Annotated in this window: 18 protein-coding genes, 1 tRNA gene and 1 pseudogene; 5 read left to right on the top strand and 15 right to left on the bottom strand. The window is 62.5% G+C overall.

Annotation, left to right across the window (positions count from 1 at the left end; translation table 11 throughout):
* Positions 1 to 140: 140 nt before the first annotated feature.
* The 3 genes from DC363_RS08095 to DC363_RS08090 form a co-directional block, all read right to left on the bottom strand.
* Positions 141 to 854: a DEAD/DEAH box helicase gene (locus DC363_RS08095; RefSeq protein WP_146180764.1), complete on the bottom strand. Its 714-nt coding sequence runs from the start codon at positions 852 to 854 to the stop codon at positions 141 to 143.
* Positions 838 to 1,710 (bottom strand): hypothetical protein, encoded by an 873-nt coding sequence (locus DC363_RS16675; protein ID WP_146180763.1) that lies wholly within the window; start codon positions 1,708 to 1,710, stop codon positions 838 to 840. Before DC363_RS16675 ends, DC363_RS08095 begins: the two co-directional genes overlap by 17 nt.
* Positions 1,711 to 1,870: 160 nt before the next feature.
* Positions 1,871 to 2,392, bottom strand: coding sequence for a hypothetical protein (locus DC363_RS08090; protein WP_158270850.1), 522 nt, complete (start codon positions 2,390 to 2,392; stop codon positions 1,871 to 1,873).
* A gap of 603 nt (positions 2,393 to 2,995) precedes the next feature.
* Here DC363_RS08090 and DC363_RS08085 point away from each other — a divergent pair.
* Together DC363_RS08085 and DC363_RS08080 are read left to right on the top strand one after the other, a co-directional pair.
* A complete protein-coding gene (locus DC363_RS08085) occupies positions 2,996 to 3,985 on the top strand; it encodes a glycosyltransferase family 2 protein (RefSeq protein WP_108640621.1) in 990 nt (329 codons plus the stop codon).
* Entirely contained in the window at positions 3,972 to 5,660 is a 1,689-nt protein-coding gene (locus tag DC363_RS08080; protein WP_158270849.1) for a glycosyltransferase family protein, read from the top strand. The genes DC363_RS08085 and DC363_RS08080 overlap by 14 nt, the downstream gene beginning before the upstream one ends.
* 361 nt (positions 5,661 to 6,021) lie before the next feature.
* Here DC363_RS08080 and DC363_RS08075 read toward each other — a convergent pair whose 3' ends face one another.
* The 4 genes and pseudogenes from DC363_RS08075 to DC363_RS08065 form a co-directional block, all read right to left on the bottom strand.
* Positions 6,022 to 6,882: a hypothetical protein gene (locus DC363_RS08075; RefSeq protein WP_146180761.1), complete on the bottom strand. Its 861-nt coding sequence runs from the start codon at positions 6,880 to 6,882 to the stop codon at positions 6,022 to 6,024.
* Between the two features lie 13 nt (positions 6,883 to 6,895).
* Positions 6,896 to 7,975, bottom strand: coding sequence for a glycosyltransferase family 4 protein (locus tag DC363_RS08070; RefSeq protein WP_108640618.1), 1,080 nt, complete (start codon positions 7,973 to 7,975; stop codon positions 6,896 to 6,898).
* A 1,895-nt stretch (positions 7,976 to 9,870) separates the two neighbouring features.
* Positions 9,871 to 10,134 (bottom strand): annotated as a pseudogene (locus DC363_RS17140) (transposase); the annotation flags it as partial.
* Positions 10,135 to 10,375: 241 nt separating this feature from the next.
* Positions 10,376 to 10,451: transfer RNA gene (locus tag DC363_RS08065), tRNA-Thr, on the bottom strand.
* 153 nt (positions 10,452 to 10,604) lie between these two features.
* Between DC363_RS08065 and DC363_RS08060 the strand changes: the two genes are divergently transcribed.
* Positions 10,605 to 11,480: a hypothetical protein gene (locus DC363_RS08060; RefSeq protein WP_108640617.1), complete on the top strand. Its 876-nt coding sequence runs from the start codon at positions 10,605 to 10,607 to the stop codon at positions 11,478 to 11,480.
* Positions 11,481 to 11,564: 84 nt separating this feature from the next.
* Here DC363_RS08060 and DC363_RS08055 read toward each other — a convergent pair whose 3' ends face one another.
* Both DC363_RS08055 and DC363_RS08050 read right to left on the bottom strand, forming a co-directional pair.
* Positions 11,565 to 11,918 (bottom strand): PRC-barrel domain-containing protein, encoded by a 354-nt coding sequence (locus DC363_RS08055; protein ID WP_196778394.1) that lies wholly within the window; start codon positions 11,916 to 11,918, stop codon positions 11,565 to 11,567.
* 136 nt (positions 11,919 to 12,054) lie between these two features.
* Positions 12,055 to 12,312 (bottom strand): DUF2312 domain-containing protein, encoded by a 258-nt coding sequence (locus DC363_RS08050; RefSeq protein ID WP_108640616.1) that lies wholly within the window; start codon positions 12,310 to 12,312, stop codon positions 12,055 to 12,057.
* A gap of 126 nt (positions 12,313 to 12,438) precedes the next feature.
* Between DC363_RS08050 and DC363_RS08045 the strand changes: the two genes are divergently transcribed.
* Positions 12,439 to 12,654, top strand: a complete 216-nt coding sequence (locus DC363_RS08045) for a hypothetical protein (RefSeq protein WP_108640615.1) — start codon at positions 12,439 to 12,441, stop codon at positions 12,652 to 12,654.
* On the opposite strand, the gene DC363_RS08040 is transcribed toward DC363_RS08045, so the two are convergent.
* The gene (locus tag DC363_RS08040; protein WP_108640614.1) at positions 12,651 to 14,006 is read right to left on the bottom strand and encodes an enoyl-CoA hydratase/isomerase family protein; all 1,356 of its coding nucleotides are present in this window, start codon (positions 14,004 to 14,006) and stop codon (positions 12,651 to 12,653) included. The genes DC363_RS08045 and DC363_RS08040 overlap by 4 nt on opposite strands.
* A gap of 208 nt (positions 14,007 to 14,214) precedes the next feature.
* Here DC363_RS08040 and DC363_RS08035 point away from each other — a divergent pair, with 208 nt between their 5' ends.
* Positions 14,215 to 14,646 carry a protein tyrosine phosphatase family protein gene (locus DC363_RS08035; protein ID WP_108640613.1) on the top strand — a complete coding sequence of 144 codons (432 nt, stop codon included), beginning with the start codon at positions 14,215 to 14,217 and terminating at the stop codon, positions 14,644 to 14,646.
* A 42-nt stretch (positions 14,647 to 14,688) separates the two neighbouring features.
* On the opposite strand, the gene DC363_RS08030 is transcribed toward DC363_RS08035, so the two are convergent.
* The 5 genes from DC363_RS08030 to DC363_RS08010 form a co-directional block, all read right to left on the bottom strand.
* Positions 14,689 to 15,663, bottom strand: coding sequence for a FliM/FliN family flagellar motor switch protein (locus DC363_RS08030; RefSeq protein WP_108640612.1), 975 nt, complete (start codon positions 15,661 to 15,663; stop codon positions 14,689 to 14,691).
* Positions 15,664 to 15,772: 109 nt separating this feature from the next.
* Positions 15,773 to 18,457, bottom strand: a complete 2,685-nt coding sequence (locus DC363_RS08025) for a sensor histidine kinase (RefSeq protein ID WP_108640611.1) — start codon at positions 18,455 to 18,457, stop codon at positions 15,773 to 15,775.
* The gene (locus DC363_RS08020; protein ID WP_108640610.1) at positions 18,454 to 18,753 is read right to left on the bottom strand and encodes a hypothetical protein; all 300 of its coding nucleotides are present in this window, start codon (positions 18,751 to 18,753) and stop codon (positions 18,454 to 18,456) included. Before DC363_RS08020 ends, DC363_RS08025 begins: the two co-directional genes overlap by 4 nt.
* On the bottom strand, positions 18,750 to 19,118 hold the full coding sequence (locus tag DC363_RS08015) for a response regulator transcription factor (RefSeq protein WP_108640609.1): 369 nt from the start codon (positions 19,116 to 19,118) through the stop codon (positions 18,750 to 18,752). Before DC363_RS08015 ends, DC363_RS08020 begins: the two co-directional genes overlap by 4 nt.
* 77 nt (positions 19,119 to 19,195) lie before the next feature.
* Positions 19,196 to 20,461, bottom strand: coding sequence for a helix-turn-helix transcriptional regulator (locus tag DC363_RS08010; protein WP_108640608.1), 1,266 nt, complete (start codon positions 20,459 to 20,461; stop codon positions 19,196 to 19,198).
* Positions 20,462 to 20,632 lie beyond the last annotated feature (171 nt).

Below are 20,632 nucleotides of genomic sequence, written 5' to 3'. Positions count from 1 at the left end.
GGTCAGCTTCCAGAACTTGTTGGTTGAAAATTCAAGAGCGGTATCAAGCAGCGGAACCAGCGTATAATCCCGCCGAACTTGAGACGCCCACGTTTGCTTGACACTGAAGAACCCTTTTGGCGTGGCAGTGAGCTGACGCTTTACAGCGACTGGAACGCCTCCCTTGGCTTCTTTACACGTTCGGCTCTTAGCAGTTTTTCCAGCTTAGCGTGTCGTTTGGCGTCATAAACAACATATCCTCTAAGTTGGCGGGTGGGTTTCCATGCATTCTCGAGAGGCAAAGATTTTCTACCCGTAAGCTCCTCAAGCCAACCGCTGAGTTCATCCGTAAATCTCAACATTGCGGACAAGAGTACGATATCAGCATCAGGTGCGACACGCGTGAAGCCCAAGATACAGAGCATTGCGTCGATCGCCCGTCGGTCCCCATCTGTATTGTCATGCATAAGATGGCACTCGTCGAAAATCAGAAGGCCGACATCATCAAATCGTTCTGGCTCTATGTGGCTTGAAAGCAGGCAGGCCTCGGGCGTCATAACCATGAGGTCGGGTAGGTCTTCTCTCTGACTCGAAAATCCAAATTCGTCGATGCGCTCTCCGCGCACCGTTGCCCGTGGGAAGGCAACGCGGAGGTCCCGCGTTGTCTGGTCCACGAGGGCATGGGTGGGGGCCAGAAAGACCGCTTTTCGACCTGACAACAGTGTTGCATGGATCTTGAGTTGGGCTGTTGTAGACTTGCCGGCTCCGGTTGGAAAACCGATGGCCGATGACGTTCCAATTTCCAGATATCCTTGCTCAACAGCGTCTCTGTAATTGCGCCAAAGATATGGTCGCGTCTCAGCGACCGTTTCCATTGCAGTAGCCCTGGTCTCCGTCCACTCCCTCTGGAGGAGGCAAGTTAACGACCGCACCGCCAATTAGCGCCGATCCTGCTGCGATCAGTAGACTTGCCAAATGAAACGGCCCTGGGAATACCGCGACTGCCCAGTCGGGGGATCCTTCGTCGAACTCCTCTGCGCCGGGCGCAGCCAATTGTTTGACTTCAGTGAAGACAGCAATCGGATTCACAAATCCTCTGATGCGTGTTCCCTGAAGCACATAGGCGAGTGCCCGAATGCCTCGCAAGATCCGATAGTAAAGCGCAGCATTTGCGCGTTCGCCCCCCGAACCAGTGACAAGGTCAGCTTGTCGGGGTCGTTTGTGCCGTCGAATCCGACCAACTTGGCCATTTGCCAACATAATTAGATGAAGAATCAATTCGGATTGAAGTCTGTCACCGCTTGGAATGCGCATGGCAGCGGCAACCTCCGCCGCGTCGGCCGATGCTTCAGCAACCAGAAAAAGCAGCATTGCTGAGATTTCCGGGCTGATTCCTTCAGGTGTCACAAACGCAGCAGGTCGTTCGGGTTCCGAGAGCGCTTGGGCTTGATACAATAACTGGTAAGCGCTCGCCGCAACAAAGCCTGCAGCAGCTCGGTTTTCCCGATCAGGATCGATTGCCACCAAAGCTTCGTTGGTTTGGGCCAGCCGGCGTGCATACCGTGTGGTGTCATTGAGCGAAGCAAGATCGGCGTCGCCTTCGCGCAGCATCACACGGGCAGATACAATTTCCGCAAATACGCGTGCGAGCCGATCTGGTAATGCCTCAATATCCAGATCATCAAGTTCTGGCGTGGATCGGATTAGAGCTGCTGTTTCTGGATCATACAAGGCTGTCGATCTCCGCTTTATTTATTGCCGCAAGCGCTTGCTTGGCAATTCCGTCCAGCCACTCACGCACATTGTCTAACACTAAGGTTTCCGCACGGCGTCGTTCTGTGTCGCCCGACACCTTGCCTTCGTACCCTTTGAACAGGCGCTTACGCCCTTTTTAGGAGGCGTGCTTTTCACCGACTGTAACGGCCACTCGATAGGCACGTTTCTCTTTCCAAAGGATATCGGCGACAGCTTGATCGGGATCCGGATCATCCGATTTCTCAAGGAGCGACGTAACCGATGCAATCAGCTCATTGTCGCGCGCACCTGTCTCGAGATGTTCAAACTCTGGCCAGAACTGAGATTTGACCTTTTGTCTGGGATGTTCGGTCGCCTTCTCTTCACAGATGACTACATGCGCAATGCAGTCATCATCGAACTCGATTATGAGCCCGTCCAAGCCCTTGTCAGCCTTGATCATCTGAGGTGAGCGGATCAGCGCGTCTTCATCAGACCGATGCGCGGCGTTCCAGGAAATAACCTGAAACACCCAGCCATCCCGGTTATAAGTTTTGTCGCCGGTTCCGACAGTCAAAAGCTTCCTTGCGCCTTCGAATCCTCCTTTGGGATAGCCTGCGGGTAAGTCACCGGTGGTTCGTAGGATCCGCTCCACGGTTCGGGACTGTCCAATGGCCACACGTGCAATCATCTCGATCGGCAGTTGAACGGCAAGTTTGCGCCGTTCGCCGCCTCCGACATGAAGGGCGGAAAGTGTGCATTCGCTACAGGCGCTCGGGTGTCATCTCAGATGAGAGAAAGCAGACATTCAACGCCTAATGTGCGCTGTCAGTCTGCTGCGGTGCACCAATGGCCGCAGTGCTGCAGGTTTCTCGGATGCCGTGCGAGAGGGTCGAGTAGTGTGCGGTGCCGGCGGGCGTCGGAGAAGCGCGCAAGCACGAAATCGTGGGTTTGGGATTGCCGGCGGGCCTGCTGGGCCTATGGAGATTTGAAACTGCGGATTGCGGCTTTGCCCAGAGCGGTCGCTAATGCTCGGACGCTGTATTCAGAGAGATTTGAAGGCCAGCGCGGACGAATCCGGCCCCGAAGTTTCGAACGCAGCGTTTGTCGTTTCCTCCGGCGACAAAAAAAGCAAATAGCTCAATGCGGTCGATGGCAGCGTCTATCGAGCGAGGCTCTTGACGCAAAAAATCACAACTGTCGAAAGATTTCGCTGTCGCGTCATAATTCTGCCTAAACTACTCAACATAACGTCCAGAGGCACATTCAAGGTTTAAATCAAATGAAGCTTATCGTACAGATCCCTGCGCTAAACGAAGAAGAAACAATCGCCTCTGCAATCCGCGCGATCCCGCGCAGTATCCCGGGCATTGCGGTGGTTGAAATTCTCGTTATCGACGACGGTTCTACCGACCAGACGGTAACGGTGGCGCGCGAGGCGGGCGCGGATTATATTCTCAGGATGCCTTCGAATGTTGGCCTCGCCCGTGCTTTTTCAGCGGGAATCGAGGAGGCACTCGCACTCGGCGCGGATATCATCGTGAATACAGATGCGGATAACCAGTACTCGGCTGATGATATTCCGGCGTTGATCGCACCCATCCTCGAACGCACCGCGCAGATCGTTGTTGGCGCACGTCCGATTACCGAGATCGAGAGCTTTTCGGCGGTGAAGAAGGCGCTTCAGAGGCTGGGAAGCTGGGTGGTCCGGCAGGCGAGCGATAGTGACATCCCCGACGCGCCTTCAGGCTTTCGCGCCTACGCCCGAGATGCTGCAGCCCGGCTTTGCGTGATCAACACCTACACCTACACGCTCGAAACCATCATCCAGGCAGGCCGCAAACGCATCCCGATGACTTCGGTACCTGTCGGCGTGAATGAGGTGACCCGGCCCTCTCGACTGTTTCGGAGCACGCGCGAGTATGTGATGCGTTCGGCTAAGACAATCCTGCGGGTGTTCGTGATTTACGCACCCATCCATTTCTTCGTGTCCATTGCTGCCATCTTCGCGCTTCCGGCCCTGGTCGCGATCGTGCGTTTCCTTGTCTTCTTCATGTCCGGCGACGGCACCGGGCACGTGCAATCCCTCGTGATCGCAGCAGCTCTTCTGGCGATTGCGACCGTGCTGACCGCCGTCGGCATTCTGGCCGACCTCATCGCCGCTAACCGCACCCTACTGGAAGATATCCGAGCTCGCGATCTTTTGCGCGCTCCCCAGTCTCGCAGCGAAACGGTCGCGCGGCCGAAAGTCCAGCCACTTGATGCTGCGTGAGTTGGTGAACTCCGGCCACGCGCAACACGGCCATGGGCCTTTGACCCAAATGTCAGTGCGTGAGGTCATGCGCGCCGTGGCTGTTGTCGCGACCACGATCCTTGTGGCTCTTGCTTGGACGCGAAACGTAAACTGGGACGAGTTCTACTTTCTCAGCCAGGTTTATGCTAATCAGGACGGGCGTCTCGACCGCCCCCTTCAGACCGCCTTCGTGCATGCGTTCGGCTGGATCGCGCATGTACCCGGCCATGAGATGGGGCAAATATTCGTGGCGCGTCTCGTGATGACGGCCCTCTTCGCGACGACGGTTTTCTCGATACACCGCATTTCACGGGAACTGACGGAGCGAGATGCGGCCGATATCGCGGTCATTGCATTCCTGACCTCAGGGTTCGTGCTGGCGCACAGCACCAGCTTTCGCGCCGACCCGATTGCGGCCGCGTTCCTGATGGGCGCGCTGGCGATCATGATGACGGGGCGTATGTCGGCCTGGCAGATCGTCGCCGTCGCGCTTCTCAGCGCGGGTGGGCTGTTGGTCACGATCAAGGCGGTGTTCTATCTGCCAGCCTATCTCGGGGCGCTCGTCTGGCGCTGGGACGACCGGCGCGTGGTCCTGCGTATTCTGCTGGCCGGGATCATCGGCCTTGCCGTTGCGGCCGGGCTCTACATCGGGCACGCCGCAGGGATTGTCAGTGCGCCAGGCAATGAAACAACCGCAAACGCACACAACGCTCTCACGACTGCATTGCTCGACGCAGGCCTAGTTCCCCGGTCACGTGAAGCGTTGCTTTGGGCGCTTCTGAGCATCGGGGCGGTGATGCTTGCTTTGCTCGGCCTGACGGCTCCCGGGTCAATCCGGACAAGGTTAGTCCGCATGGGCCTGGTGCTGCCGCTGGTGCTGTCGGTGCTCTTCTACCGCAACGCCTTTCCCTATTTCTTCGCCTATATCACGCCGCCGTTTATGGTCGTTGCGGCGGTCGGGGCGTCCGCTCTCGGCAGGGGGCGCGCGCTGGGTGCCCTTGTCACGCTCATGCTGGCGACCGGCACCGGCCAGGCGGTCAAGGCCTTGTCTGAGGGCGCGGGCCTCCAGCGGGCCACGCTGGCGGAGGTTCACCGGCTGTTTCCTGATCCGGTGCATTACATCGACCACAACGCCATGGTTGCGAGTTTCCCACGCGCGGACTTCTTCATGTCGACCTGGGGCCTCGCGCGATATCGCGCTGCAGGGCAACCGGTCATGGCCGATCAGATTGAACACACAGCGCCGCCCCTGCTGCTGGCCAACCGTTGGGCGCTTCACCACGCGATGACCGCCCCGCGTGTGCAGGATCACCCCATGTTGCTCCTACCAGATGATCAGGCGGTACTTCGCTCGGCCTATGTGCATTACTCGGGGGTGATCTGGCTGGCGGGGCGCGAGGTGATGCTGGGTGCGGAACCCGAAACAATCGTTTTGCCGATCCCGGGTCGCTACCGACTGGAAAGTGCGGCCCCCGTCATGATCGATGGGCAGATGCTGACGGACGGCATGACACTCGATATCAGTACCCCTGTCGTGGCCACGGGTGCGGCCAATCAGAGTTTCCGCCTTGTCTGGGACACGCACGGTGCGCCGCGCCCGAATGCGCTGCCGTCCGGCGGCGTCTATGCGGGGTTCTGGCAGCTACCCTTCTGAAGTTCCGAGCGGGCCCGCGGCACGGACCCACACACGCCACTCTGGCTACATACCACAGCCATTTACGGCCATGCCGGGCCCGCGAAAATGCGCCACCGCGGCGATTTGCGCATCCGTCCAGTCCTGCCAGCCACGCTTCGGCCCCGATGATGTGTTCCGAACATCGTGGGTAAGGGTCGAGAGATCACTGACCTCGTGGGTAGGGCTGTGGGCATGCATCGGCACGAAGGACACGAAACGAACCAGCGCGTCGTAAACCCCCTAAAAAATATCCTCAAACCGGAACACCGCATACATCGCCCGATGTCGCAGCGGCGTGCTTGAGTGTGTCTGGTCGTGCGCCCGCTGGACGTAGTAAAGGTTAGTTGTTTTTGACTCCTGCCTTCGTCCGAAACAGAGAACCGGCCAGCACCATTGCGGCTCCGACCGCGAGGTCGAGGGCACGGTTCAGGGCGATTGCGAGAAAGGCCGTCGCCGGAGAGGCGGCGATCAAAGTTGCAAGGCCGGCTGCAATCGCCTCGTTTACCCCCAGGCCCGCGGGCACGATCCCCACCGCCGCCCCGACCGTGGGTGCCGCAGAATAAAGCACCGCCTCGATCCAGCCGAAACTCGACCCGAGCATGGCAGAAGCCACAACCAGCCTGAGCACCGTCACCGCGAGAGTGACGAGACGGATCATGACCATGGCCACGAGATAGCGCAGAGCGGCATGGCGGGAGAGCAGCACGAAGACAACGAGCACGGCGGCCAGCGCCGCAGCGGCGATCCAGTACAAGATCACGTCACTCAGCGCTCCAAGCGCCATGCCCGAGAGTGCAAGTGTCACGCCGAGCGTCAGTAGAGCTGTGAGCAAGACAACGCGCGCCGCCTCGCCAACTCCGGCACCGACCTTGACCAAAGCGGCCCCCCGCACAAGCGCGCCACCTGGAAGCGGCAGAAGCTCAGCGACATTGGCCGCCGAGACCACCTGGAGGGCCAAGACGTTGGGCACATCGCGCCCGATCGCACCGGCGGTGATCTTCAAAGACAACGCCGCAACACCCAGCAGCGCAGGTGTCAACACCAGAAGGTTTAGGGCCAGATGTAAAGGCGAGATAACTGACCAGGTCAGATCCAGCGAGGCTACGGCCCAAGCCGCGCCAAAAGCCAACACGGCCAAGCCGATAACCCCGAAACCGGAACGGATGGCAGGGCGCTTCAGCATCGTTTTAAGGCCAGCCAACGCATATCTCCCCTCACGGCCCAGCACGTTCACCGGCATAATGGCGGACGGTATCACGCGCTACGCGGTCCCAGTTGTAATAGTCGGCTGCGGCAGTTCGCGCCCGTTCCGTGAACTTCGCCCGCTTTTCGGGGGTCCAGCCTGCGATGTCAGTGATCAGCTCGATCCATCGGGCGGCATCGCCCGGGGCAACCAGAAAACCCGTCTCACCGTCTTGGACCGCCTCTTGCAGACCTGCATGTCTTGCAGCGACGACAACGCCGCCGACCGCCGCAGCCTCGACAGCCACGAGTCCGAAGCCTTCGAACTCACCATTCTCGAGTTCAATATTCGGAACGATGACGCACATGGCTGCCGCCATGTGACGGTAGAGAGCCGCCTGATCGAGACGACCCAAATAGCGTACACGCGGTGTGTCGAGTGCCTTGCCTTCCTCGTCGCACCAGATTGTCCCAGCAACCTCCAGGGCTATCCTCTCGGGCAGATGCGGTAATACTGTCTCAATGAACCAGCGGCACCCTTTGCGTTCAACGAGCCGGCCCGAAAAAAGTATGGTCTGTTCGGCCATTTCGGGCACGGTGCCTTCTAACCGAGCTTCGGCGGCCAATGGCACGACGACGATGTCGCGATAGCGAAAGCGCGCTGCCGCCGCGGCTGTCGCCGCCGAATTGGCAACCACCGTCACCTCCCCGAGGAGATTTGCGCCAAGCCTCAGGTATGCGCCATAGAGCCGTCCTGCGATGCCTCCCCGCGCGGGAAAGGCCACATCGGTCCCATGTGCCGAAAGAATGCAGCGCGCGAAGGGGCGCCGCAGTCGGGCGGCCAGCGCAAGCGGCCAGCTGGCCATGTCCGCAACATGGATCACTGGTGCGGCTTGACGCCGGAAAAACAGCGAGAAGGCCGTCTTCACCCCGAACCACACCAGTTCCCATAGCCGGGGCGTACTGCCGTCAGCGTGCCCGGGCAGGGCGATCACCTCGACTTCACTGTGCGCTTGCAAGTGGCTGCAGAGCCTCTCGGAATAGGTTTCCATCCCGCCCATGGCCGGTGGCCATTTTCGCGAGACGAAGGTAATTTTCAGGGACTTTGGCATGACAATATTCTGCGCAAAAGCTGTCGAATGGCAACGGTTGGAAGCGCCGCTCGCAGAGATTTATCTACAGATGCGACTACGACGGCACAATCGCCAAATCCCAAAGCAGCTTTGCCGTCGGCTGGTGTCTTTCGCTGCCACGTGGCGATTTCGTCAGAAACGGTCGGTCAAGCTGAATCACTATCAACGTTGTCTCGTGCACAGCTGCAGCGATTAGAAAAAAGTCCGCACAGCCCTTACTTGACCGCCGATAATGCTGCGCAACGCATGAATGACCGGTCTGGTTAAGCTGCAGAGCAGCATTTAATAAACAAGTGAACGGCAGCATTGGGCCGATCGCGCCTGACGCCGCTGGCGTGTTGGCCGTAAAATTATCTTTTCACCGCGTCTCAAGGGCCGCACGTCGTTCCAGCAGTGCGTGGCACAGGTAGGCGATGAAGTGCCACATCCGACGGACGCGCCGGCGCGAACAAGATGCAGATGCATGTCCGGGTTCGGGACCGCGTGACGGATCTGCGCTTCGAGAAGGCCGAGGCGCAATAAGGCCGATCGTTTCAGGCACGTCACCATATCCGATCCAGCTCAATCCCCGCCGTCTGCGGCCTGCTTTTGGCAGTGCACGGTTAATGTAGTCTCGCGAGGCGACCACTCCTATGGGATGGGGAAACTGTTTCCGGCCCACTGCGTCATCCTCAATCTTGACACACCGGCGTCCCGCAGGCATCGCATCGCCCAGCACCTGACGCGCATGTGCACCGGCTTCTTCATCGCGGCCGGATCCGCATTCACAGGACCGGGCGCATCCGCGTTTCCGCACACCTTACGCGATACAGGCGTTTTGCCTCTGCCCGAACTGATCATCTTGCTGCTGATGCTGTTCTGGCTCTGGAGGACACTGCGGCATCCTCGGCCGTTGGTGGCAGGTTAGACCCTCCCGGCGCTCGGCACACCGCCCGCACGGATGATATCAAGCGCCTGCTCATAGGGCATGATCCCCTCATGATGCGCGCGCCAGTGGGTATCGAGGCCGCCCCAACCTTTGCCACAAAAGACATGGCCGCATTCCGGACAGATCTTGCCTCCTGGAGAGGCGGGTGGATCCGCCGCGGGCGGCGGTTGCCTTTTCTTTTGTTTAGGAACGGATCCGTGCGACCGATGCTCGCTTGGCCCCTTTTCCGCGACGCGTCTTGCGTCCAATGCGCATCTATCGGAACATCTTTTCGCCGCCCAGCTTGCACCAATACCTCTTGCACCGCCGGCGAGGTCGGACTGACGATATAGCCATTCACCCCGTCCCCGATCACCGTAGTCTGTGATGCGGGACACCGCCGGAACATCCAGCCGATCATAAGACAAATTATCGCGTCAAGCTTATCCTGATCGGCCTTTCGGGGTATGTCGAGCTCTGCAAGGTCCTGCGTGGCCAGACGCATTAAACACGGAAACGCGTTGCACCTATCGGAAGAAAATCAATTTTTTCGTCATTACGAGTGTTGACCAATCTTCATATCGAACAGCGGCACAACAAAGGTTTTTTGGGCCCTGCCGACACATAGAGGAGACCACCGCAGGAAGCGCTCTATCGGCTCCTGCGAACCGCGGTAACAAATGCTCATGGTCAAAGTTTCCTGGCGCCTGCAGACCGGCTCCTACGCTGGATTCTCGAAATGAATCCCCCTCGGTATTTACCCAACAATGCCGAGCTACGGGCGAACCCACTTTGCGCCGGAGTTTGGTGTGGATATAGTCCGCCTAACAGACCTTCCGGTTGGCGAAGTTCTGCCGTTCAGCGCGTCGTCTATCGCATCCATGGATCTTTCAACTTCGGTGGTCGGGCGGTGCTAGATGTCAAAAAATTCTATTTTTTCGGCATTGTGATAGACATAGAAGCCGGCGAGAGAAATGAATGGAATGAGCGGCAAGACAAACAGGACTTTCAGCGTCAGGCAGGTCTGGAACGCACTGTCGGAGAAGGTCTCGGGATGCTCGGGCTTTCCACTGCGCTCGGCGTCCTAAGACATCTTTGAATCGAACCAGACCGACAGCGAGCCCCGTCTCTGCAGAGCGGCATTGTAGTCGGAGCAGTTCGTCGCGCGGTAGCGGGAGGTAACAGGTTTGGACTTGCCAGAGAGATAGCCTTCAGGATTCCGGCACTGAATCCCTCTCACCGATATGTGCAACAAGCCCGTGTGGACAGCTCCTTCGACTCTGCCGAAGGCATCATTCAAGGAACACGAAGCGTTCATTCACTGTACGGGGCGACGCTCGCCGTCAAGACCTGTACGGCCTCGCAGGCCACGTTCCCTGCACCTGTGGGATACTTTGTGTGGCAGTTTTGTGGGGCACAGTCCATCAAAACAACCGGAAAACCAGTATTTCTTGGACTTTCAAACTTGACAATGGTGCCCCCACACGGACTCGAACCGCGGACCTACTGATTACAAATCAGTTGCTCTACCAGCTGAGCTATAGGGGCACTGGGCGCTCGTTTACGGGGTTGCGGGGCGTCGTGCAAGAGGGGGATTTGCGGAAACTGTGACGTCAGAGCGTCGTGGGTGGTTCCGTCAGCGGAAATTCCCGCATAAGCTGGCCCAAATCGGGAAACCCGCGCCAAAAGGCAGGCAGTGACATGCAAATCGTTTACCACATCGGCGCAAACTGCACGGATCAGGACCGGCTGCTCAAATCCCTGCTCAAGAACGCCGAGGCCTTCGCCGAACAGGGCGTGAAGGTTCCCGGCCCCGGCAAGTATCGGCGGCTGATCCGCGAAACCATCCAGTCGCTCAAGGGGCAGGATCCGGCGCCGGAGGCGCGCGAGATCCTTCTCGACGCCATTCTTGACGACGAGAGCTGTGCGCGTCTGGTGATGAGCCACGCGCAATTCATGTGCGTGCATCGGCGCGTGTTCGAGGGGGGCATTCTCTATGCGCTCGCCGATGAAAAGCTCACCGGGCTGGCGCGCCTGTTTCCCGAAGACGATCTGGAAATCTTCCTTGGTTTGCGCAATCCGGCGACCTTCATCCCCGCCACTTTCGGCAAGGCACCGGTCGAGGATTTCGCGGGCTTCATGCACGGACTTGATCCGATGCAGGTCCGCTGGTCGGACCTTGTGGCCCGCATCCGCACGCTTTTGCCCTATGCCAAGGTGACCGTCTGGTGCAACGAGGATACGCCGCTGATCTGGGCGCAGCTGATCCGCGAGCTGGCCGGCGTCTCCGCGATGTCGAAGATCACCGGTGGTTTCGATCTGCTCAGCCAGATCATCTCGCCCGAGGGGATGAAGAAGTTCGTCCTTTACCTGCGCGCCAATCCCCCCAAGACCGAAGCGCAGAAACGCCGGATCATCGCCGCCTTTCTGGAACGCTACGCGCTGGAAGAGGAAGTGGTGGACGAGGTTGACCTGCCCGGTTGGTCCGACGACGTGGTCGAGGCGCTGACGCAGGCCTATGACGAGGATATCGCGCGCATCGAACAGATGCAGGGGATCAACTTTATCGCACCCTGAGTGGCCCTTGATCAGCGGCCCTCAACACGCAAAAGGGCCGACACCCCGCGGGATGCCGGCCCTTTTATCGTTCATACCCGGACATCAGGCCCAGTAGAAGGGGACACCGTAGTGTTCGTGGGCGCGGCGTTCCCAGTCACGGTCGGCGTACCAATTGTCTGCACGCGCCGGAGCGCCGGTGATCTCTGGTTCCGTGATATCCGTCACGAAGCCGTTGCGGGAGGTGTCATAGGACAGTTTGCCCCATGGAATCGGATGATGCTCCTCGCCCAAGCCAAGAAAGCCGCCGAAGCCCATGACCGCATAGGCCACCTTGCCGGACTGCTTGTCGATCATCAGATGGTCGATGGAACCGATATGCGCGCCGTCGCGGCCATAGACTTCGGTTCCGTTCACGTCGGCCGATGAAACGAGATTGCTGGTGCTTGCAGTATTCATAGTTGAATCCTCCTGAGGTTGTCTGGGGACTCAACGGAAGGCCGGGGCGCTTCGTTCCGGTCAGACCGACCCCTTGGCAGGAATTTGCCAAGGGCCGCTCCGGACGGGCGGCCCGAATGCGGCCGCCCGGTGGGGCTTACATGCCCAAAGCTTCTTTATACATCTCGAGCACCGCTTCTTCTTCCGCGATGTCGTTCTGGTCGCGCTTGCGCAGGGCGATGACCTTGCGGATCACCTTGGTGTCGTAGCCGCGGCCCTTGGCTTCGGCCATGACCTCTTTCTGCTGATCGGCGATGTCTTTCTTCTCGGCATCCAGCCGTTCGATCCGCTCGATGAACTGGCGCAATTCGTCGGCCGTGACGCGGTAGCTGGTGTCGGTGGAACTGTCGGACATATCAAGCCTCATCTGGGGGGAGTTCACAGGATCGGTCCCTTCCCTACCCCCAGCGGGCGGGCGCGGCAAGCGCTTGCGTGACCCCACCATGCGCGATAACAGCAGCGCAGCTTGCAGGAGTGGAAGATGGAACTTTTGGTCACGATCGGTGCGGTGATTTCCCTGACGGGACTGGCCGGAATTGTCTGGAGCATCATCAAGGTGCGCCGCGCCAAGGCGGCCAGCACCGATGATGCAGAGCTGCGCGCGCGCATTCAGGCGATCTTGCCGTTGAACCTCGGCTCGTTCCTGTTGTCGGTGCTGGGGCTGATGTGCGTCGTCGTTGGCGTACTGCTGGCCTAGGCCGAGGGTGCCGCGGCGCGCGTGGCAGCGACCGCGTCAAAGCCTTTCGCGTCCAGAACAGCCGCATCCATAAGCGGCGGCACGGCCCAAAGCTCGCTTTCTTCCGCCCAGACGCGCATCTCTTTGCGCAGGCGGATCAGACCCAGCGTTTGCGCCGCGCGGAACGGCCCGCCGTGGCGGCGCGGAAAGCCCAGACCGTCGACCGCCAGCGCATCGATGTCCGAGGGGCGCTGTACCGCTTCCTGCTCGACCATGGCCGCGCCTTCCACCAGCAAAGCCGCCAACAACCGGCGTGAGATCCCGTCATTGGCGCGGGCGTCGGGCTTGTCGCCGAAGGGCCCCTTGCGGAACCCGAAATCGATCATCGCGGCGTCCACGTCCGCTTCCGTGGCACCCTGCGACACGAGGTGTTCCGCTGCCGCGCGCCAGACTTTGCGAAGGCGCTGCACCGCCGCCTTGCCCATGGGCTCCACCGGCAGGAAGGTCGTGCCCTCTTTTTGCAACAGCGCGTTGTCGATCTTGCGTTCGGCCAGAAACACATGGCGCAGGGCGATGGATTGCGGGTGCGCCATGCAGCGCTCGAAAGCGTCGGCCTCGAACGCCAGCGCGGTGTCGAAGGGCAACAGGGCGGCGGCCTCGACGCAATCGACGACCCGTTGCGGCGCGTGCAGCGGATTGGCCTGCAACGCACGGCGGGCCGCGTCGACAGCCGCCTGATGCGCCTGCCCGTCGGCGAGCCGGTCGCGCCTGACGCGGGCGCGGCGCGGTCCCTGCCCTTTCTCGACTAGCGATTGCGCGAAGGCGATCGCGCCCGAGCCGAGGTCGCCGGTCACCACGCCGTCGATCAGCCCCGCCCGCTGGGCCGAGGCCGCGTCCACCGCGTTGCCCGACATCATCATCTGCATCGCCCGCTCTGCCCCGATCAGCCGCGGCAACCGCTGGGTGCCACCGGCCCCCGGGATCAGGCCCAGCGCCACCTCGGGCAGGCCGATGCGCGCGTCGGGGGTGGCCAGCCGGTAGTGCCCGGCCAGCATGAGCTCCGCCCCCCCGCCCAGCGCCTGCCCCTGCACGGCGACGACGACGGGCTTGTCACAGCCTTCGATCCGGTCGCACAGTTGCGGCAGCGAAGGCTCTCGCAGGGGCGCGCCGAATTCGCGGATATCCGCCCCGGCCGAAAACATCGGTCCAGCGGCCATCAGCACCACGGCGCCGATGTCGGCATTGTTGTCGATCCGGTTCATGACCTCCCACAGGGCGGCACGCAGCTCTGCCGAAAGCGCGTTGACCGGCGGCGCGTCCAACGTGGCCACCGCAATGCCGTCCAGAACCCGAAAACGCACCAAACGTGTCATAGCACCCTCACCTTGTCGTGACCCGTCCACCCGGGCCGGACCGATCCCTTGCCCCCCAGAATGCAAGGCGAAGGGCAAAAGGAAAAGCCCCGAGTTGTCAGCACCATCCGGGATTCGGTGACAAAGCGGCTGGATTTGCTCCCAACGCGCGCGCCCGACCCTGCGCAGGGCTCTGGACGGGAGGCGGGCGAGCGCCTAGAAACCGGGCATGAACATACGCCCGATCACCCCCGCCTACGCCGTGTCCCCGCAAATCGACCCCGAGGATCTGCCCGCCATCGCGGCTGCAGGCTATGCCACGGTGATCAACAACCGCCCCGACGCGGAGAACCCGCCGTCCCATCAATCGGCGGCGATGGACGCTGCCGCCAAAGCCGCGGGCGTCAGGATCGTCCATCTTCCGGTGACCCACCAAACGCTGAACGGCGACACTGTCGCGGCGCAGCTCGAAGCCTGCCGCGCGACGGAGGGGCCGGTGCTGGCCTATTGCGCCTCGGGCACGCGCAGCACCATCGTCTGGGCTTTGGGCGAGGCCGGCACCCGCCCCACGGATGAGATCATCTCCCTCGCGGCGGAACAGGGCTATGACCTGAGCCAGATGCGCCCCCAGCTTGAGGCTTTCGCCCAGCAAAAAGGCTAGGCCCGCAGGCTTTGGGGCGTCCGCTCTCGCCGGGCGCGCCGCCTAGCTATCGATCAGGGTGTTCGCGCCCGGCACTGTTGCGTCCGCATTCGGTGTGGTGGAAAAGGCAGACAGGCTGTCGTCCAGATCGACCTGCGGCGTCTCGGTCCGCACCGCCCGTTTGCCGGCGGTCTGGCCCAGACGGGCGGCGGCCACTCCGTCGCCGGACGGGCCCGTAAGCGTCACCGAGCCCACGGTGGTGCCCGGCAGATGCAGAACCTGCCCGACTTCCAGCGCCTGTATCTTGCTGATCGGCAGGGTCATCCGCGCAAGCACCGCATCCAGATCGGCAGGAGCCTCCCCCACGGCGCGGCGCAACTGGTGCGCCCAGTCGGAGCCCTGTTCGCAGATCTCCTCAACGAGGTCCGCGCCCGGTCGCACGGCGATGTGGACCGTGCCACGACGCCCCTCACCGCTGGCCGGTCCGCCGAGCTGGATCGTCACCTGCCACAACAGGTAGCGCCCCTGCACCAGCATCAGCCCCGCGGTGCGAAGATCGTCCATCGGCCCCATGTCGAAGGCGGCCAGATCAGCCTCATCCCCGGCAAAGCCCACAGACGCCAGCTCTTTCATCAGCAGATCGGCAAAGGGCATCGTCATCACCGCATCGGTGCGGGTGACGGGCCGTTCGTCCCCGCGCGGCGGCAAAAGGTCCCCGATCGTCTGCATCTCGACCAGTGCCGAGCGCAGGGGCGGATCGATCAGCACCAGTCCGGACAAGCCCGCCGCATGCCCGTCGCGCAACCCAAGCACGATCCAGCCTGCGGGCCCCTCCTCAATCAGGGTTTCCGCGTCGCACGACGTGGCCGTAAGCTGGTCCAGCACCGCCGAAAGGCCCACGGCGCTGTCGGCAGCACGGCTGACGGCGCGGCGCATCTGGCGCAGCAGGTCATCCTGCCCGCTGCCCGCCGAAGCTGCGGTGGCGCGGCCTGATGACAGACCCATTTTCTGGGCAAGGATCGGGTTCGCCCTTTCCATGGTGGCATCCTGACTGGTTCCGGTGGCGCTGTCCTAACACCCGCAGGGTTACCAAGGCTTTAATGATCCGGGCGTGCCCTCCCCCCGTGAAGCGTGACGGTCCCCAACCTTACGGCGCGGGCGCCGCCGCCGCGGCGGGCAGGCTCACGCGGAACCCGGCGCCGCCCTGCCCGGGCAGATAGGTGATGTCCCCGCCCAGCGCGGTCATGATCTGGCGCGAGATCGCGAGCCCCAGACCGGCCCCGCCGGCCTTGCCCTGATCCTCAAGCCGCGAGAATTTCTCAAACACCATGGATTCGAACTCGGGCGGAATGCCCGCCCCGTTGTCGCAGAAATCCACCTCGGTCGCGCCTTGGGTCTGCCGGACCTTGATCCGCAACCGGGGCTTTTCGGCCGCACAGTATTTCGCCGCATTGCTGATCAGGTTGATGAACACCTGCGTCAGCCGCTCCAGATCCGTGCGCAGCGTGACCCCTTCATGGGCGGGCGTGCGTTCGATCCTGACCCGCGCGGGATCGATGCCCGAGGCCATCACAGCGCGGTCCAGCACGTCGGACAGGCGCCCCTCGCCGATGTTGAGCTGCACCTGACCGCTTTCCAGCACGCCAAGGTCCAGCAGATCATCCAGCAGCCGCGTCAGGCGATTGGTTTCGTCATGGATAATCCCGGCAAAGCGCCGTCGCGCGGTGTCGTCCACCTCGCCATCGCGCAGGATGTCGGAAAACGACCGGATCGACGTCATCGGCGTGCGCAGCTCGTGGCTGATCTGACTAAGAAACGCGTCCTTCTGGATCGACACGGCGGTCAGTTTTTCGTTGGCTTCGCGCAGGGCGCGCGCGGTGCGTTCCTGTTCGGCGGATTTTGCCTCAAGCTGGCTGGAATATTCCATGATCTGCGCCGCCTCGTCCGCGACGGCGATCAGGTCATCGACAGAGACCATCGCCCCCTCGGTCAACTGCGCGATCATCGCATGGGCCGTCGCCGCGCCGACCGAGCCGGACAGTTCGCGCTCGAGATGTGACAGGAAGTCCGGCGTCACATCGGGCAAGAGCCCCGATTTGCCCTGCGCTGCGGCTTCGGCGCGAAACAACGCCTGCGCTTCCGAGCTGCCCAGAATGCGCTGCGCCATGACCAGCATGTCTTCGGCCTGGGCGGCGGAATGCGACCAGGCCCGCGCGCCGCTGGAATACTCGTAAACATTGACGAATTGCGCGCCCTGCAACCGCTCAAGCGGGTTGGGGAAGGTCAGCACTGACACCAGCACGAAGGCCCCCGCGTTCAGCATCATCGACCAGACCGTCGCATGCACCAGCGGGTCGATTCCCTCGATCCCGAACAGCGCATGGGGCCGCAGCCACGACAGCCCGAAGGGCCCGCGCTCGAACACCGCTTGTGACAGCATCGCATCGACACCGAAGCTGGGCAGGAACTGGGTCCAGGCCCAGACCGCGAACCCGATGGAAATGCCCGCGACCGCGCCCCAGCGGTTGGCGCCGCGCCAGAACACGCCGCCGATCATCGCGGGCAAGACCTGCATCACCCCGGTGAAGGACACCAGCCCGATGGCGGCCAGCGCCTCGCCCCCGCCGGAGACGCGAAAGTAGATATAGCCCAGCCCGAGGATCGCGGTGATCGAGATGCGCCGCGACATCACCACCACCCGGCGCACATCGCCCGAGACCACCGCCCCGGGCATCCGCGCGTTCAACCAGCTTGGCGCTACGATGTGGTTCGACACCATTGTCGCCAGCGCCAGCGTCGCCACGATCACCATCGATGTGGCTGACGAGAAGCCACCCAGAAAGGACAGGATCGCCAGCCCGTCGCGGCCTTCGCGCAGGGGCAGCGTGACCACGAACAGGTCCGGATTCGCGCCTGCGGGCATCAGGTCCAGCCCGACCACGGCGATGGGCACGACAAAGAGGCTCATCAACAGCAGATAGGTCGGGAAGGCCCAGCTCGCGGTGCTCAGCACCCGTTCGTCCGCATTCTCGACCACCAGCACCTGAAACATCCGCGGCAGGCACAGGAACGCCGCCGCCGAGACGAAGATCAATCCGATCCAGCGGCTTGGCATCGGGGCCCACTGCGCCTGCGCCGAGGCGTCAATCAACGCGCGCGTGGGCCCCAGCCCGCCGGCCACGCCCCAGACCACGAAAATGCCCACGGCGAGCAGCGCGAAAAGCTTCACCACCGCCTCGACCGCGATGGCCAGCACGATGCCGTGGTGCCGCTCATGGGCGTCGAGGTTGCGGGTGCCGAAGATCAGCGTGAACACCGCCAGCCCCATGGCCACCCACATGGCCGAACGGTTGAGATCGCTGGGGCCCCAGACCTCGCCGCTGTTGGCGGCAAAAACGCCCATGGCCTGGGTCACCGATTGCAATTGCAGCGCGATATAGGGTGTGGTGCCCACGATGGCGAGTGCGGTGACAAGCACGCCCAGCCCCGTCGACTTGCCGAACCGCGACGAGATCAGGTCGGCGATGGAGGTAAGGCGCTGGGTCCGGCCGATCCGCACCAGCTTGCGCACCAACCCCCACCAGCCGATCATCACCAGCGTCGGGCCAAGGTAGATCGTCAGGTATTCCAGCCCCGACCGCGCCGCATAGCCGACCGCGCCGTAGAAGGTCCAGGCGGTGCAATAGATCGACAGCGACAGCGTATAGATCGCCGAAGACCGCAGCCAGGCCGTCTTGCCCTGCGCCGCGCGGCGTTCGGCGGCAAAGGCCACGGCGAACAGGAAGGCCACATAGGCCAACGAGACCGCGATCAGCAGGTTGAACGAAATCATCGCTCTGCGTCACCCCCCGGTGCCGCTGCCGCGCCATAGCGCAACAGCCGCGACAACACGAAGGCCAGCACGACCAGTATGGCCCAAAGCCCGAAGAGATAGATGATGCCGCTGCTCGTGAGGCTTTGATCCGGCCGGTCGCGGGGCCACATCAGCGGCAGTGCCATCAAGACCGCCCCCAGCACCGGCATCAGCCGCGCCGCATCCCGCAGCCGGCGCTGGCGATAGCTGCCCCGGTCAAGGAATTCGGTCCGCCGGCGCGGGGGCGGCGTCGGGGGTATGGCGGGGGGCGTCATGGCGCCGCCAGGGCGCGGACGGTTTCCAGCACCTCGGCGTTGGAGAAGGGTTTGGTCATGAAGCGGGTCACGCCCAGCGCCTCGGCCAACTCGCGGTCTTTCGCCTGCCCGCGCGCGGTCAGCATCATCACCGGCACATGGGCCGTCGCCGCTTCGGCGCGCAGGTCGCGCAGAATGTCGTAGCCGCTGCGGCCGGGCAGCATGACGTCAAGGATGACCAGATCGGGAACACCCTGATGCACCTTGTCCATGGCGGTTTCCCCGTCCGCATGGGTGTGCACCGTCCAACCGTCCCGGCTCAGGATATAGCTGATCGCCTCGATTATGTTCGGCTCATCCTCGATCAGCAATACCCGTCGCCCCATCACAGTCTCCCTCCTCTGCGTCCGGACGACTATCACCAGAACGCTCGCCGCTGTCAAAGCACCCGCGAGGCGCCCCCTCAGAGGACGCTGGGCTGGCGGCGGCTGGCGCAATCCTCAACCAGGCAGACGCGGCAACCGGGGCCGACGGTCTGCGGCTGCGCGCCACTGCGGGCGGGGCGCACCAGCATCACCGCCTCGACGCGCGGGGCGGCGTCGAAGCCCACCGCCCCCACCGGCCCGGCGATGGCGAAACATTCGAACGGGGTTCGTGCCGCGCCGGGCAGACGGGCAACGGCGCGGATCGCGCGGCCCGGTTGGGTCAGCGCCTGATACAGGGGCCAGAGCGGACAGGCCGCCCCCGAGCGGGGCAGCCGGAAGTCCAGCACCGGCTTCTGAAACGTCACCACCCCGGCCGCATCGCAGCACGCGAGACCCATGGGCGGGGTTCCGTCCGCCGCGGGCAACTGCGCCAGACGCCGCAACACCGTGGCCAGCGGGACATCGAACCGCGCTGCCAGCCGCGCAGGATCGAACGCCAGCGCCCGGGCCGCCGGTACAAAGGTCGCAAGCGGCAGGCGTGTGGCGTCGCGCCGGTAGCCCTCGGTCCACTGCGCAAGGATCTGCGCCACCACGCCGTCCGACGCTTCGGGCCAGTCCTCGGCTTCACTACGTTCAACGCCGGGCAGATGGAACCCGCGCGCCGCCAGCAGCGCCTCGGCCTGCTCCATGGCTGTCGTCTCGGCCTGTGGTGCGCCGCTGTCCATGTCCAGCAGCCCCAGCAGGGCTTGCGAGCTTTCGGCCAACCGCGCGGAATCTCCGTCGATGTTGCCGTGGAACCGGCGCAGCCAGTCGCCATCCAGATCCGGGCTTTCGACGAGGATCGACGCGGTAGAGCGGATCGCCGTGGCGGTCGAGATCACCTCGTGCAGGGAAGCCGCGATCTGGGTGTCGTGGGTCAGCCGGTTGCCCAGCGCCTCGACCCGTTCGGTCAGTTGGGCGATCCGCGCATGCTGCGCGGCAATCAACGCGGCCCAGTCGGGAAACCGCGCGACGACATCCTCGGCCTGTGCGCCATCGATGCCGCTTTGCGGAAAGGCGGCCGCGGCTTCGCGCAGGGGCGTGGTGATCGCAGCGGCGGCGTCATCCTCAAGTGCTGCGACATCCACCTCAAGCACCTCGGCCAGCCGCGCCAGCAGCGTGCTGCCGATTCTGCGCCGGTTGTGCTCGATCAGGTTGAGGTATGAGCCGGAGATGCCGACCCGCGCCGCCACATCCACCTGCCGCAGCTTGCGATCCAGCCGCCTGTTGCGGATCCGTGTGCCGGTCAAAAGCCGCTCAGCCATGGGCAATCCCCCAGTTATTTCAACGTCCTTCTGCGCCGCTTTGACAATTTATTTACAAATTGCCGCCCCGCCGCGTGCAACTCTTTACAAAAAAGACCTGCCGCCGCCTAGCCTTATTGAGAAGTTTTCAGAACGCCGTTCTATTAACCCTCGCTAAACTTAGCACTTGCG

Source organism: Thalassorhabdomicrobium marinisediminis (assembly GCF_003072065.1).
GTDB lineage: Bacteria > Pseudomonadota > Alphaproteobacteria > Rhodobacterales > Rhodobacteraceae > Octadecabacter > Octadecabacter marinisediminis.
The sequence above is the reverse complement of the archived record's forward strand: the minus strand, read 5'-3'. Positions and strand labels throughout refer to the sequence as shown.

What these genes read in the sequence shown, in the direction of transcription:
- DC363_RS08060 (WP_108640617.1), top strand. Translation starts at nt 10,605, where the DNA reads ATGCAAATCGTTTACCACATCGGCGCAAACTGCACGGATCAGGACCGG.
- DC363_RS08015 (WP_108640609.1), bottom strand. Translation starts at nt 19,118, where the DNA reads ATGGGGCGACGGGTATTGCTGATCGAGGATGAGCCGAACATAATCGAG.
- DC363_RS08025 (WP_108640611.1), bottom strand. Translation starts at nt 18,457, where the DNA reads ATGATTTCGTTCAACCTGCTGATCGCGGTCTCGTTGGCCTATGTGGCC.
- DC363_RS08035 (WP_108640613.1), top strand. Translation starts at nt 14,215, where the DNA reads ATGAACATACGCCCGATCACCCCCGCCTACGCCGTGTCCCCGCAAATC.
- DC363_RS08010 (WP_108640608.1), bottom strand. Translation starts at nt 20,461, where the DNA reads ATGGCTGAGCGGCTTTTGACCGGCACACGGATCCGCAACAGGCGGCTG.
- DC363_RS08070 (WP_108640618.1), bottom strand. Translation starts at nt 7,975, where the DNA reads ATGCCAAAGTCCCTGAAAATTACCTTCGTCTCGCGAAAATGGCCACCG.
- DC363_RS08030 (WP_108640612.1), bottom strand. Translation starts at nt 15,663, where the DNA reads ATGGAAAGGGCGAACCCGATCCTTGCCCAGAAAATGGGTCTGTCATCA.
- DC363_RS08020 (WP_108640610.1), bottom strand. Translation starts at nt 18,753, where the DNA reads ATGACGCCCCCCGCCATACCCCCGACGCCGCCCCCGCGCCGGCGGACC.
- DC363_RS08055 (WP_196778394.1), bottom strand. Translation starts at nt 11,918, where the DNA reads ATGAATACTGCAAGCACCAGCAATCTCGTTTCATCGGCCGACGTGAAC.
- DC363_RS08050 (WP_108640616.1), bottom strand. Translation starts at nt 12,312, where the DNA reads ATGTCCGACAGTTCCACCGACACCAGCTACCGCGTCACGGCCGACGAA.
- DC363_RS08085 (WP_108640621.1), top strand. Translation starts at nt 2,996, where the DNA reads ATGAAGCTTATCGTACAGATCCCTGCGCTAAACGAAGAAGAAACAATC.
- DC363_RS08045 (WP_108640615.1), top strand. Translation starts at nt 12,439, where the DNA reads ATGGAACTTTTGGTCACGATCGGTGCGGTGATTTCCCTGACGGGACTG.
- DC363_RS08040 (WP_108640614.1), bottom strand. Translation starts at nt 14,006, where the DNA reads ATGACACGTTTGGTGCGTTTTCGGGTTCTGGACGGCATTGCGGTGGCC.
- DC363_RS08095 (WP_146180764.1), bottom strand. Translation starts at nt 854, where the DNA reads ATGGAAACGGTCGCTGAGACGCGACCATATCTTTGGCGCAATTACAGA.